We start from the raw sequence: 12627 nt of genomic DNA, 5'->3' as shown, positions 1-12627 counted from the left end.
GAAAGCAATCGTAATTCATACGGCAAGGCAATCGAAGAAAGACAACAAACAATCGCAACTTACGCATTTAGCGTTCAAGATATCAGGGATAAAACCCCTTAAGAATTTTCGTATGGCAAGCAATCGTAGAGGTCGTTCCGTTTCCACGGAGGGACCCTTTTTTTTTGCAATATAGTCAATTAAAAGATAAAAACCTTTTTCTACTACCCTAACATCTTTTCCCTGGCCCATTGTAAGGCAATCTGTAACTGTTCCGCCTTCGTTAAATCACTGTTATCCAGCACCACAGCATCCGCAGCCTGCCTGAGCGGGCTAAATTCACGGTTACTGTCTACATAATCGCGCATCTCAAGGTTTCGCTTCACTTCTTCAATGGTAATTGCTGGATTTTTCTCATACAATTCTTTAAATCTTCTTTCTACCCTTACCGCAGGGTCGGCTGTTACAAATATTTTCAGTTCTGCATCTGGAAAAACGGTGGTACCAATATCACGGCCATCCATTACAATTCCTTTTTTAATGCCCATCTGCTGCTGCTGCGCTACACCAAATTCACGTACTTCTTTTAAGGCAGCCACTTCACTCACCCTCTCACTTACCACCATTTCACGAATCAACAGTTCCACATTTTCATCATTCAGGTACATATCACTCTGCCCGGTAAGTGGATTGTATTCAAAAGAAAGATTGACTTCAGACAATGCTCTTTTCACCTGCTCCGTATTATTACAGTCGATATGCTCCCTGATAAAATACAAGGTGATGGCTCTGTACATAGCACCGCTATCGATAAAAACATAATTCAATTCTTTGGCAAGTTGTCTTGCCAAAGTGCTTTTACCGCAGGAAGAAAAGCCATCTAATGTGATAATAATTTTTTTCATAAAGTTACCAGCGGCAAAGTTGCACTAATTTTGCTGACTTACAAACATAAAAGCCGGCAATTTTGCCGGCTTTTATGAACTGTACAAACTAATTTTTATTCTGGTAATACCACGCTGTCTATTACATGAATCACGCCATTACTTTGGTATACATTACTGATGGTAACCGTTGCACTGGCTCCTTTTTCATCGATAAGCACCAGCTTTTTACCTTTCATAGAAGCTTTTAGTGTGCCACCAGAAACGGTTTTTAAAACAGCGGTTCCACCACCCTCTTTAATCAGTTGTGCAATAGCAGCTGCATCATATTTACCTGACACCACATGATAGGTAAGAATTTTTGTGAGTGTTGATTTGTTTTCAGGTTTTACCAGTGTTTCTACTGTGCCTGCTGGAAGCTTACCAAATGCAGCATTGGTAGGTGCAAACACCGTAAAAGGTCCGGCACTCTGTAATGTTTCAACCAGCCCCGCTGCTTTTACCGCTGCTACCAGCGTCGTATGATCTTTGGAATTTACTGCATTCTCTACAATGTTTTTAGATGGATACATCGGAGCACCACCCACTTCTACTGTTTTCTCCTGTGCGGTTACGATATTCATAGATGCAACAGCGCAGATCATAAAAAATAATTTCTTCATAGTGTACGTTTTATTGTTGTAATTGATTTGTTTACCCGTACATATACGAAAGCAGAACAAGGATGGTTTTATGAATTTGATTATTACCAAAAAAAACCGGCAGCTTTACCGTGATTTGTATAAGCAGGGATTAATAAACAATACTATTGATCCATCAAAACTTTATCAATTACATGAATCATACCATTCGATTGTTCAATGTCTGCCACTTGAACAGCTGCCTGTAATTTTTTACCATCTGAAATAATTATTTTCTTACCCTTTCTCGTAACCTTAAGCGGCAACCCGTCAAGAGTGGTAAGTGTAGCAGTTCCATTTGCATCTTTGATCATTTTTAATAAAGTACTTTGGTCATATCTTCCTGATACTACATGAAAACCAAGTGTTTTCTTTAAAGCTGTTTTATGCTCATCATCAGACAATGAAGTCAGGACAGAGGGAGAAATTTTAGCGAATGCATTGTTGGCGGGTGCAAACAATGTATATGGCCCCGATGCAGTCAGTGTTTCTATCAAACCCGCAGACTGTAATAACATCAATAAAGCAGAAAATTCAGGAGAAGATGCGGTGTTTTCAACTATGTTTTTCTGGGGCGACATGGAAGGCCCGCCTGAATTGATTTTGACTTCTCTTGCATTTCTACCTTCACCGATTATAGCTACCACTTGAGCCTGACTGTTCAGAAAGGAGAACAAAAGAATCAGGGCAAATATTATTTTTCTCATGGTTAGGTTTTTATGAACCTAATGTAGAAAAAAAGCAGTTGCCATATCCTACCAAAAAATCAGTATTTATGAATCTATGATTGTATTTTTTTCATTTCAACAGCAACGCGCTGCGCATCAAAATCGCCCTTTTCCAGTTGCTGTATGATTTGTCTGAAACTTTTTTCATCCCTGTTTTGACTTAATTTAAATATGGCGTCTGTACTTTCTACTGCTATCTCAAAAGCTACAATGGCTTTCATCAGTCTTTGCAGGTATTCTACCGGCAATTCTTTGTACAGTGAGGGTGAATCCGGATTGTTTTCGAAATGAGAAGTGAGTTCGTCCAGCATGTCCGGCAAAGCCTCATCCGGCAAATACTGCACCGTTCCCCTCACATGAACCGTCATATAGTTCCAGGTAGAAGCCTGCTGTTTATTCTCGTACCAGCTGGCACTTACATAAGTATGAGGTCCATGAAATAATACCAGTGCCTGTTTGTTTTCCAGAAAAGCTTTGTGATGATCCGTTTGCTTCATCAGGTGACCGGTCAGGAATAGTTTTCCATTTTTCTCCTTCACCAATAAAGGTATCTGTGTAGCAACAGGTTGTTGCTGAGGAGAAACTCCTGTTAAGGTAGCAAAGGGATATTGCTGTATAAATGCAATAATTTTCTGTTGATCCTTTTCCTGGTAAACGGGCAGATGATACATTCAGATACTTGTTTTGAATGATCAAAACTATTAAAGTATCAACTTATACCAACACCGTTTATACCAATTACCTGCTGACGTTTTTATGATGTTACGTGTACCGGCCTGGTTTGTGGAATACTGGCATTACGGATAGCAATATTTCTTACTGCATTTGCTGCAAATTGACGCAGCGCAGTTTTACTTACATCATCTGTACCGGCCATCGCAGGAATACCCATATCACCGCCCTCTCTGATATCCTGTACCAATGGCACCTGACCCAGGAAAGGCAGTTCATATTCTTCTGCCAGATTTTTACCACCGTCTTTACCGAAAAGATAATATTTATTATTAGGCAATTCAGCCGGTGTAAAATAAGCCATGTTCTCAACGAGTCCAATAATCGGTACATTGATCTGGGCCTGACCAAACATAGCGATGCCCTTTTTAGCGTCTGCAAGTGCTACATTTTGAGGAGTGGTTACAATCACAACACCTGTAACAGGCACTGTTTGCATCAGGGTAAGATGAATATCGCCGGTGCCTGGTGGCATATCAATAACCAGGTAATCCAGTTCACCCCAGTCTACATCCGTTACAAATTGTCTGATGGCACTACTTGCCATCGGGCCTCTCCAGACTACAGCATTCTTTTCATCCACCAGCAGTCCGATACTCATGAGTTTGATTCCGAATTTTTCCAGCGGTACAATCATGCCTTTACCATTCACTTCTTTCATAAGCGGTCGCTCACCTCTTACACCAAACATAATGGGTATACTCGGACCATAAATATCGGCATCCATTAATCCTACAGAAGCACCTCCTTCTGCCAATGCCAATGCAAGGTTGGCAGATACGGTGCTTTTCCCAACACCACCTTTTCCACTCACCACCGCAATAATATTCTTCACACCAGAGAGAACCTGTTGATTATCTTTTCGGGTAGTGGAAGTATTCGAAGTAAAATTCACGGTTACTTTTGCCTCTTTATTCACCAACAGTTTTACTGCATTTTCACTGGCTGTCCGCATCATATCTTTCATGGGGCAGGCGGGTGTGGTAAGTACAATGGTAAAACTGACATCATTATCCTTGATCTGAATATCTTTTACCATATTCAGTGTAACAAGATCTTTTCCCAGATCAGGCTCCTGAACATTGCTCAGGGCATTCAGTATTGCAGCTTCAGTCATCACGCAAGTTTTTGTTAAAAAAGTGAATCAGGGTGCAAAGTTAACCGCTCACAGCCTTACTTTGTTAGAATTCATACTGTTTTACAACAATCTGCATAGCTGGTTGTTGTCGATTTTGGGAAAACCATTTGTATTTTTGCAGCAATGAAATTATTTCTACGTATTTCTCTTTTCTGCTTCATCGTTTTGTTGGCCGGTTCTAAAGCAACTGCCCAGCAAACCCCGAATGTATACAGAGATTCTGTGGTGCAGTTATATGGCGTAGTCATGACAGCTGATAGCCTGAGAGCCATTCCCTCTGCCAGCATTATTGTTGAGGGAAAAGGACGTGGAACCATCACCAATCCGGATGGTGTTTTCTCCATTGCGGTTTTAAAAGGCGACAGGATCACTTTTTCCTGTGTCGGCTTCAAAAACAGAAGCATTGAAATTCCCTTAAACCTGTCTGAGAACCAATATAGTGTAATTCAGCTATTGGTGAGTGATACGGCCTATCTTCCTGCCACTATTTTAAAGCCTAGGCCCACCAGGGAGCAATTTGAGCGTGATTTTGTGAATAACAAGGTTTCTGATGATGCCTACGAAATCGCCCGTAAAAACACAGATGAGGCACAGCGTAGAATATTGATCAATAGTTTACCTGCTGACGGCCGGGAAGCCATCAATTATCAGCTTCGCCAACAGGCCAATAAATACTATTATTCAGGGCAATTACCACCCATGAATATCCTGAACCCTGCCGCCTGGGCAGATTTCATCAAAGCCTGGAAAAGGGGCGATTTCAAGCGAAAAGATTAGGTTTCTGTATTTATTTCCTGAATTTAGCTGATCAGGCTCATGGTGTTACAAGGCACAGTTTTACATTTGCGCCTAATAAACGATTGATATATGCCAATAAACAATGTAAGTGTGATCGGTGCCGGTACCATGGGTAATGGTATTGCACATGTATTTGCACAATACGGATTTTCAGTTCAACTGATTGATGTAAATGCTGCTCAGCTTGAAAAAGCGCTTCAGACCATCAGTAAAAACCTCGATCGTCAGGTAGCCAAGGCCGCCATCACTGAGGAACAGAAAGCTGAAACACTCGCACGCCTTACAACCGAAACAGATATCGCAAAAGGCGTTGCCAACGCTGATCTGGTGGTAGAAGCTGCCACTGAAAATGCAGAACTGAAACTGAATATATTCCGACAGTTAGATGCCGCAGCTCCGGCACATACCATTCTTGCTTCCAATACATCTTCCATATCGATCACCAAAATAGCGGCTGTTACGAAAAGACCTGAAAAAGTAATCGGCATGCATTTTATGAATCCGGTACCGGTTATGAAACTGGTAGAAATCATTAATGGTTATGCAACTGATGCAACCGTGAGTGAAACCATTGTAACACTTAGTAAAACATTGGGCAAAGTGCCCTGTGTGGTGAATGACTATCCCGGATTTATTGCCAATAAAATATTGATGCCCATGATCAATGAAGCCATATGTAGCTTATATGAAGGCATTGCAGATGTGGAAGCCATTGACACCATTATGAAACTGGGTATGGCTCACCCGATGGGACCGCTTCAACTGGCAGATTTTATTGGATTAGATGTATGCCTGAGTATTTTACAGGTATTGCATGATGGTTTTGGTAATCCTAAATATGCGCCTTGCCCATTGTTGGTAAATATGGTTACGGCAGGAAAGCTGGGTGTTAAATCTGGTGAAGGTTTTTACACTTATACACCAGGCAGTAAAGAACTAGTAGTAAGCAGCCGTTTTAAAAAATAAAGGCACCCTTCCCTTCTCCCTTTCTCCCTGCGAAAAAAACACTATTTCTGGTTTACCGAATGGATAAGTGATTTTGCAGGGAGAAAGGAAGATATTTCTAAGGCAGATCATGTAATTTGCCGGTATGTTTTTTATTCTTTCAAAACTATTGCTCTTCCTGTTGGTCCCTTTTACATGGATCATGGGTTTATTGGTATGGATCTGTTTTACCAAATCACCCAGACTCAAAAGAAGACTCGCCATACTTACCATCTGTATAGCCATTGTTTTTACCAATCCATGGTTGTATAAAAAAGTGAACCTCGCATGGCAAACACCTAAAAGAAATTTACTGCCTTTAGAACAATATGAAACCGGTATTTTATTAACCGGCATGGTGCAATTCGATAAATACAATGAGGGATATTTTGGTAGTACAGCAGACAGGTTTATACAAACTGCGGCTTTGTATCATTCCGGAAAGATTAAAAAGATATTGGTTACCGGAGGAAGTGGTTCTCTATTTCGCACCTATCTCTCAGAGGCCGAATATCTCAAAAAAGCTTTTATCGCTAATGCCGTTCCAGAGAAAGATATTATCATAGAACCTCTATCCAGAAATACTTACGAAAATGCCATTTTCAGTAAAAAAATCATCGACTCTCTGCAATTGAAGCCCCCTTTTTTGTTGATCACTTCTGCGCTGCATATGCCAAGATCTAATGCCGTATTCAGGAAAGCAGGAATAGTATTCGTAAGTTATCCTACTGATTATAAAGTAATAGAAGAAGATTTCACATTTTATAATACCCTTTTTCCAGACCCTATACTTTTGAAAAACTGGTCTGTTTTTTTAAAGGAAATTATCGGCTTAATGACATATAAACTTACGGGAAAAGTTTAACCTTCTTCACTTCAATCGTATGCAGATCATTTAATTTGTATAACACATCTACTAACCTCGCTTTAGGGATACCGATCCGTAGGTGACAGAAAAGTTGTATTTCCTGCATGATAATCGTACAATTATATTGCTTTACAATCACCATTACATCATTCATTCGTGTATAATCAAACTGCAAGTCATACACCACTTCCACAGGTTTCTGTACAACCGGGATGAGTTGTAATGCCATAGACGCAGCAGACTTATATGCATTGATCAAACCGGGAACACCCAGTAATGTTCCACCAAAATAACGAACCACAATAATACCCAGATTGATTAACTCTTTACTGTCAATCTGTCCTAATATAGGCCTGCCAGCAGATCCGGAAGGTTCACCATCATCACTCACACGAAAGAGGTTACCATCGAGACCTATTCTGTACGCGAAACAATGATGTACTGCTTTGGGATGTTCTTTTTTGAGCTGTTGTAATTGTTGTTTGAATTCCTCCACCGTTGCCATGGGAAAAGCAAAAGCCAGAAACCTGCTTCCCCTGTCTTTGAATTCTGCAAAGCCGGCTTTATCGATGGTTTGATAATAATCCTGTTCACTCATAACTGATCTCCAAATGCAATCAGGTAAATAGCTATTATCGATAAGACAATACCCAACCAATTGATTTTTGATAAACGTTCTTTAAATAAAATACCTGCTGCTACTGCACTAAACAAAACAATCCCCATATTATTTACCGGAATACTGGCACTTGTTTGCCAAGGACTTTGTTTAAGGAAATGTACCAGGCACCAGATAGAAAAATAATTGGGTATACCAATCAGTATACCTGCCAACAGATTTTTCCACTGAAATTTTTGTTTTCTTCTCAGGTACTGAATCAACAATACAGATGATCCTATGGTTGCGGCTGAAAAAAAAGAACTCACCAGGTAATCGTTATTATTTTCTTCCGTAACATAAGTGATCTGAACATGATTAATCAGCGCATCAAGTAGTCCACTGCTCAGAAACAAAACAAGGGGCCATATATATACCATAAATCCCTTCACGGTCTTATCGGCATCCACTTTCTTTCTTGTATAGCAGGTAAAAATAACAGCGGCAAGGGCAAGCGCCACTCCTGCTGCTTTCCAGCCTGCTACCGATTCCCGGTAAAGATAAACGGATAATATTACGGGAATAATCAGGGAAAGCTTATTGGCTACAGATGCTACAGCTATTCCATTTTTTTGTGCAGTTAGCGCCACCACATTAAAAATACTTACAAACATGGCACCCATAATACAAGCCCATATAAACCAGGGTTTGGCAATATTACTCTGATGTATCGGAAATGATCCGTTTACAAAAGACCCGGTAATTACGCAGGTGATATAATTGAATACAATTGCCTGAAATACGTTGACACCAAATTTTTGACAGGCCTTAAACGACAATGTGAGGTAGCTGGTTAACACAATACTACCTATTAAATACAACATCATAGCTTTACCATTTGATGCTGATCATAAAAATTGATTTCATAATTTCCCATACTAATTTTTTTTACGGGTACTACTGAGGGCAAAGCCGGTGCTTTCAACCCCTTTTCAATGTATAATTTTTGATTGGTTAGCGTACGTATTTCATCCCAGCACCCTGAATCTAAGAAAGAGCTTAGTAATGCAGCACCCCCTTCTACCAGAACACTCTGTATCTGATGCTGATAACAATAGTTCAGTATCTGTGGAATCAATGAAGGCTGACGATCGAATTTTACATATTGTACCGCATTCTCCTTTCCTTCCTTTATTTCATTGAATACAATTAAAGGATGCCCATCATGGAAGATATGTAAGGTAGTGGGCAGTTTTAGTTGTCTGTCAATCATCATCCGTAATGGATGTTTACCATACCATAAGCGGTTAGTGAGCGAAGGGTTGTCTTTTCGAACGGTGGCTGTTCCAACCAGAATGGATGCTTCTTCGGCTCGCCATTGATGCACCAATCGATTAGTAGCTTCATCTGTAATCAATAACCGTTCATCGTTATCTGCCGCTATAAAACCATCAGCTGTATGGGCCCATTTCAATATGATATAGGGCCTTTTCAAACGATGAAAGCAAAAGAACCGCCTGTTAAGCGCTTTTGCTTCCTCCTCAAGAACAGGTTCTATTACTTCAACCCCTGATTGTTTTAATAATGCAATTCCTTTTCCATTCACGGCATCAAAAGGGTCTCTGCATCCTATGACTACTCTTTTGATTTTCTTTTCAATGATTAAACTGGTACAGGGTGGTGTTTTACCATAATGTGCACAGGGTTCCAGTGAAACATACAGGGTTGAAAAAGGAATCAGTTCCTGATCCGTTGCTGATACACTATTGATACAATTTACTTCCGCATGCGGGCCGCCATATTGCTTGTGCCAACCTTCTCCGATGATGCGGCCTTCATGCACTAGCACAGAGCCCACCATCGGATTGGGCGCCACAAAACCGGACCCCAAAAGAGCCAGTTCTATACAACGCTGCATATATACTTCATGAAGATTCACCATGTGAATAGACAAAAATAGCCAAATGCTGCTTAACATTGCAGCATGACGTTTTCGGAGGCCAAAGATGTATTATTAGCCACCCTTCTTCCATTATATGAAAGACGGGAAGCAGTGCAAATAGCACATATGGTACTGGAACATCTTACGGGCTTAACACGTACCGACAGGCTCCTTTATAAAAACAAGCTTTTATCTGATGAGCAGTTGGCAAAGCTTCAAGACTACAATGTTGCACTTGCAGCAGGTAAACCTGTTCAATATGTACTGGGAGAAGCCTGGTTTGCAGGTTTACATTTTATCGTGAATGAACATACTTTGATTCCAAGACCTGAAACAGAAGAACTGATTGAATGGATAAAAGAAGTTGCCCATAACGGCTCTATTTCTATACTTGAGATTGGTACCGGATCGGGCTGTATTCCCATCACACTCAAAAAAATGTTTCCGGACTGGCATATTCAGGCTATTGATATTAGTGAAGAAGCAGTTGCAATTGCGCGTGAAAATGCCAGAATACAGGGTACTGAGATTGATTTTATACAAATGGATTTTCTAAATGAAGAGAACTGGAAAACACTCCCAACATTCGATATCATTGTTAGCAATCCCCCCTACATCAAAGTTTCAGAAGGTTTGAGCATGGCCAAACATGTGCTAGATCATGAACCACACCTAGCCTTATTTGTACCGGACGAAGATGCCTTGATTTTTTATAAGAAAATTGCTGCTTTTGGCCAATCCCATTTGAATAACCCCGGACTTGTTTTTCTTGAAATCAACCAGTTGATGGGTGATGCTGTAGTAGATACATTTTCAGCTCAACAATACGCTGCTGAAATAAAAAAAGATATACACGGAAATGATCGTATGGCAAAAGCGGAATACCTTTTTACTACCCTACTGTCCTGAATTATCAACTGCCATTACAGGTGTAGCCCCTAGTTTTTTAATAATCTGCATTACTTTAATGGCGGTACCTAGATGAGAAGTACTATCACCATTGATGACAACAGATGGTTTTTCTGTTTCTTTAGAGAGAAAAGCTTTCAATTCTGGCTCTAATTGTTCAAGTGTTGTTCTTTGCGAGCCTATATAGAGATTCTGATCCTTATCAACCGTCACTACTACGGTTTGCTTGGCTCTTGTATCGCTTTTTGCCTTAGGGTTCGACACTTTAATCACATTGGGATTGGCCAATGTTGAAACAATCAGAAAGAACAATAAAAGAATGAACAGAATATCATTCAATGCGCCGGTATGCATTTCCGGGTGTGTTCTTAATCGCTTTCTGATGTTCATAGAATCTTTTTTCGGTAGTGAAAGAGATTAGCGGGTGGGTTCCTGAAGAATATCAATAAATTCGGAGCTGGCAGCTTCCATTTTATTGGCTGTTTTATCAATCTGCGTACTCAGGAAGTTATGTCCTACATAAGCGATCAAACCAATGATCAGACCGGTTGCCGAAGTAATCATTTTTGTATAAATACCTCCTGCAATAGTGTTCAGTGTATATTCGCCGGTAGATGCAATACCATAAAACAATTGTACCATACCCACAATGGTACCCAAAAAACCAAACATGGGTGCAATACCCGCAATGAGTGAGAGTATATTCAGGTTTCTTTCCATGCTGTACATTTCAAGTTTGCCTACATTTTCCATACTCTTTTCAATAGCATCCAGTGGCTTGCCAATACGCTGAATCCCTTTGTCAATCATACGCGCTACAGGATTATTGGTATTTCTTGCGAGGTTACGTGCAGCCTGCACATTGCCCGACATGATATTATCCCGGATGATATTCATGAAATTAGGCTCAATACGGGAAGCTTTACGAATGGCCATCAGTCGTTCCACAAAAACAAAAATAGCCGCTACCAGCAGCGCATACAAAGGATACATGATCCAGCCGCCTTTCTGTAAAAGGTTCCACATGGATATTTTTTCGGCTGCGGCAGCAACCGTACCTGCTGCCTGTTGTAAAGTATCTGTCTGCAGTAATTGAAACATACCGGGTAATTTGGGTTAGGTTAAAATTAGACCCTAACACAAAAGAAAGACCTGCATGTGAATAAAATTATACCGGTAAGGCTTTTTAGGAAAGCTTTTGCACATAAGCACCGTTTAATCCCCCGATTTCACGGGACGTTAACAATCGTGAATGTTGAATGGTGAATGGTGAATGGTCAATTGTCAATAGCCAATTGGATAATAAGTAGATCATATTAACCAATTAAGTAGCATATATCCTTTATTGACCATTCACCATTCACCATTCGCGTTGATCTAAGCTCCCATCTCTTTCGCCTTCATCATAGCCATGATCTGTTGCATGGTTCTGTCCATACCCTGTGCACTACCATCGAGAAATATCACATTACCCTTTCCATATTCGGCAAAGTTTTTCACGGCTTCCGTCCACATACTGAAAAGTATTACGTTGGTATCGAGGTTGGCTTGTTTCATCTGCTCGGCTGCCTGACTCATACCCCTGGCTACTTCTTCCCGGAAGAGGGCCACACCCTGACCACGCAATCTTGCCGCTTCACGTTCTGCCTCTGCTGCAATTTTAATGGCATTACCTTCAGCTTCTGCAGCTTTGGTCTTGGTGATTAATAAGGCCTGTCCCTCGTTTTCAGCTGCCGCTTTCAGGTTATTACTTGCCACCACTTTACTCATACTCTCCATAATACGGGCATCGAATGTAATATCATTGATCTGAAGATCCTGTAAATGATAGCCCCAGTCTTCGAGTGAAATATCAATCTGCTCTTTTACAAATTCTACAATTTCCCTTCGCAGCAATAAAATTTCTGCCTGACGCTTGGTAGCTACATATGAACGAATACTACCTTCTACGGTTCTGATCAATGCCTGCATCAGGTCTTTATCACTGATAAACTTAAAAGCAACATTTTTGATGGTCTCTTCATCCTGATTTATCACAGAATACAGCAGCATACTTTTAAAATTCACATTAGCCTGATCAATGGTGACAGCCTGAAATTCCAGTTCAACTGACCTGTTCTGTATACTTACTGTTTTAAAGACCTGTTCCAGTAATGGTATTTTGAAATTCAGACCCGGACGCAGGATTCTTCTGTATTTACCAAACATGGTAATCACATCAATGGTACCCTGGTTTACCGTTACCAGGGAAAGAAAAAGGATTAGTATGACTACTATTATCCAGCCATATTGTAATAAAAAGTTCATGGTTGCAGTTTTAGGTTTGAACAGGCACCAAAAGATACCTGCTTCTAATTTACTTATAAGTAGGAGGATTGGGTGATTTC

The 12627-nt window shown here is 40.4% G+C and carries 15 protein-coding genes; 4 read left to right on the top strand and 11 right to left on the bottom strand.

Annotation, left to right across the window (positions count from 1 at the left end; all coding sequences use genetic code 11):
- Window positions 1-203 precede the first annotated feature (203 nt).
- The 5 genes from cmk to BC659_RS11605 all read right to left on the bottom strand — a co-directional run bounded on the left by cmk (window position 204) and on the right by BC659_RS11605 (window position 4120).
- On the bottom strand, window positions 204-884 hold the full coding sequence (gene cmk / locus BC659_RS11625) for a (d)CMP kinase (protein WP_133474923.1): 681 nt from the start codon (window positions 882-884) through the stop codon (window positions 204-206).
- Between the two features lie 95 nt (window positions 885-979).
- A complete protein-coding gene (locus BC659_RS11620) occupies window positions 980-1525 on the bottom strand; it encodes a fasciclin domain-containing protein (protein WP_133474922.1) in 546 nt (181 codons plus the stop codon).
- A 143-nt stretch (window positions 1526-1668) separates the two neighbouring features.
- Window positions 1669-2250, bottom strand: a complete 582-nt coding sequence (locus tag BC659_RS11615) for a fasciclin domain-containing protein (protein WP_133474921.1) — start codon at window positions 2248-2250, stop codon at window positions 1669-1671.
- Between the two features lie 74 nt (window positions 2251-2324).
- Window positions 2325-2942 carry an FMN-binding negative transcriptional regulator gene (locus BC659_RS11610; protein ID WP_133474920.1) on the bottom strand — a complete coding sequence of 206 codons (618 nt, stop codon included), beginning with the start codon at window positions 2940-2942 and terminating at the stop codon, window positions 2325-2327.
- Window positions 2943-3025: 83 nt separating this feature from the next.
- Window positions 3026-4120, bottom strand: a complete 1095-nt coding sequence (locus tag BC659_RS11605; RefSeq protein ID WP_133474919.1) for an Mrp/NBP35 family ATP-binding protein — start codon at window positions 4118-4120, stop codon at window positions 3026-3028.
- A gap of 144 nt (window positions 4121-4264) precedes the next feature.
- Here BC659_RS11605 and BC659_RS11600 point away from each other — a divergent pair, with 144 nt between their 5' ends.
- The 3 genes from BC659_RS11600 (at window position 4265) to BC659_RS11590 (ending at window position 6788) form a co-directional block, all read left to right on the top strand.
- Entirely contained in the window at window positions 4265-4918 is a 654-nt protein-coding gene (locus BC659_RS11600) for a carboxypeptidase-like regulatory domain-containing protein (protein WP_133474918.1), read from the top strand.
- A gap of 90 nt (window positions 4919-5008) precedes the next feature.
- Window positions 5009-5905: a 3-hydroxybutyryl-CoA dehydrogenase gene (locus BC659_RS11595; protein ID WP_211340771.1), complete on the top strand. Its 897-nt coding sequence runs from the start codon at window positions 5009-5011 to the stop codon at window positions 5903-5905.
- A gap of 124 nt (window positions 5906-6029) precedes the next feature.
- Complete coding sequence (locus tag BC659_RS11590) at window positions 6030-6788, top strand: YdcF family protein (protein WP_133474917.1); 759 nt, start codon at window positions 6030-6032, stop codon at window positions 6786-6788.
- Here the strand turns inward: BC659_RS11590 and BC659_RS11585 are convergent.
- The 3 genes from BC659_RS11585 to ribD are packed head-to-tail and all read right to left on the bottom strand — an operon-like array spanning window position 6772 to window position 9367.
- Window positions 6772-7389, bottom strand: coding sequence for an IMPACT family protein (locus BC659_RS11585; RefSeq protein WP_133474916.1), 618 nt, complete (start codon window positions 7387-7389; stop codon window positions 6772-6774). The genes BC659_RS11590 and BC659_RS11585 overlap by 17 nt on opposite strands.
- Window positions 7386-8276 (bottom strand): EamA family transporter, encoded by an 891-nt coding sequence (locus tag BC659_RS11580; protein ID WP_133474915.1) that lies wholly within the window; start codon window positions 8274-8276, stop codon window positions 7386-7388. Before BC659_RS11580 ends, BC659_RS11585 begins: the two co-directional genes overlap by 4 nt.
- Window positions 8273-9367 (bottom strand): bifunctional diaminohydroxyphosphoribosylaminopyrimidine deaminase/5-amino-6-(5-phosphoribosylamino)uracil reductase RibD, encoded by a 1095-nt coding sequence (ribD, locus tag BC659_RS11575; RefSeq protein ID WP_211340770.1) that lies wholly within the window; start codon window positions 9365-9367, stop codon window positions 8273-8275. The genes BC659_RS11580 and ribD overlap by 4 nt, the downstream gene beginning before the upstream one ends.
- Before the next feature lie 6 nt (window positions 9368-9373).
- Here ribD and prmC point away from each other — a divergent pair, with 6 nt between their 5' ends.
- The gene (gene prmC, locus BC659_RS11570; protein ID WP_133474914.1) at window positions 9374-10240 is read left to right on the top strand and encodes a peptide chain release factor N(5)-glutamine methyltransferase; all 867 of its coding nucleotides are present in this window, start codon (window positions 9374-9376) and stop codon (window positions 10238-10240) included.
- Here the strand turns inward: prmC and BC659_RS11565 are convergent.
- The 3 genes from BC659_RS11565 to BC659_RS11555 all read right to left on the bottom strand — a co-directional run bounded on the left by BC659_RS11565 (window position 10229) and on the right by BC659_RS11555 (window position 12547).
- The gene (locus BC659_RS11565) at window positions 10229-10630 is read right to left on the bottom strand and encodes an ExbD/TolR family protein (protein WP_133474913.1); all 402 of its coding nucleotides are present in this window, start codon (window positions 10628-10630) and stop codon (window positions 10229-10231) included. The genes prmC and BC659_RS11565 overlap by 12 nt on opposite strands.
- Window positions 10631-10657: 27 nt before the next feature.
- Complete coding sequence (locus tag BC659_RS11560) at window positions 10658-11341, bottom strand: MotA/TolQ/ExbB proton channel family protein (protein ID WP_133474912.1); 684 nt, start codon at window positions 11339-11341, stop codon at window positions 10658-10660.
- A gap of 276 nt (window positions 11342-11617) precedes the next feature.
- The gene (locus BC659_RS11555) at window positions 11618-12547 is read right to left on the bottom strand and encodes an SPFH domain-containing protein (RefSeq protein WP_133474911.1); all 930 of its coding nucleotides are present in this window, start codon (window positions 12545-12547) and stop codon (window positions 11618-11620) included.
- Between the last annotated feature and the right edge of the window lie 80 nt (window positions 12548-12627).

Origin of the sequence: Sediminibacterium goheungense (assembly GCF_004361915.1) — a bacterium.
GTDB classification, from domain to species: domain Bacteria; phylum Bacteroidota; class Bacteroidia; order Chitinophagales; family Chitinophagaceae; genus Sediminibacterium; species Sediminibacterium goheungense.
The sequence above is the reverse complement of the archived record's forward strand: the minus strand, read 5'-3'. Positions and strand labels throughout refer to the sequence as shown.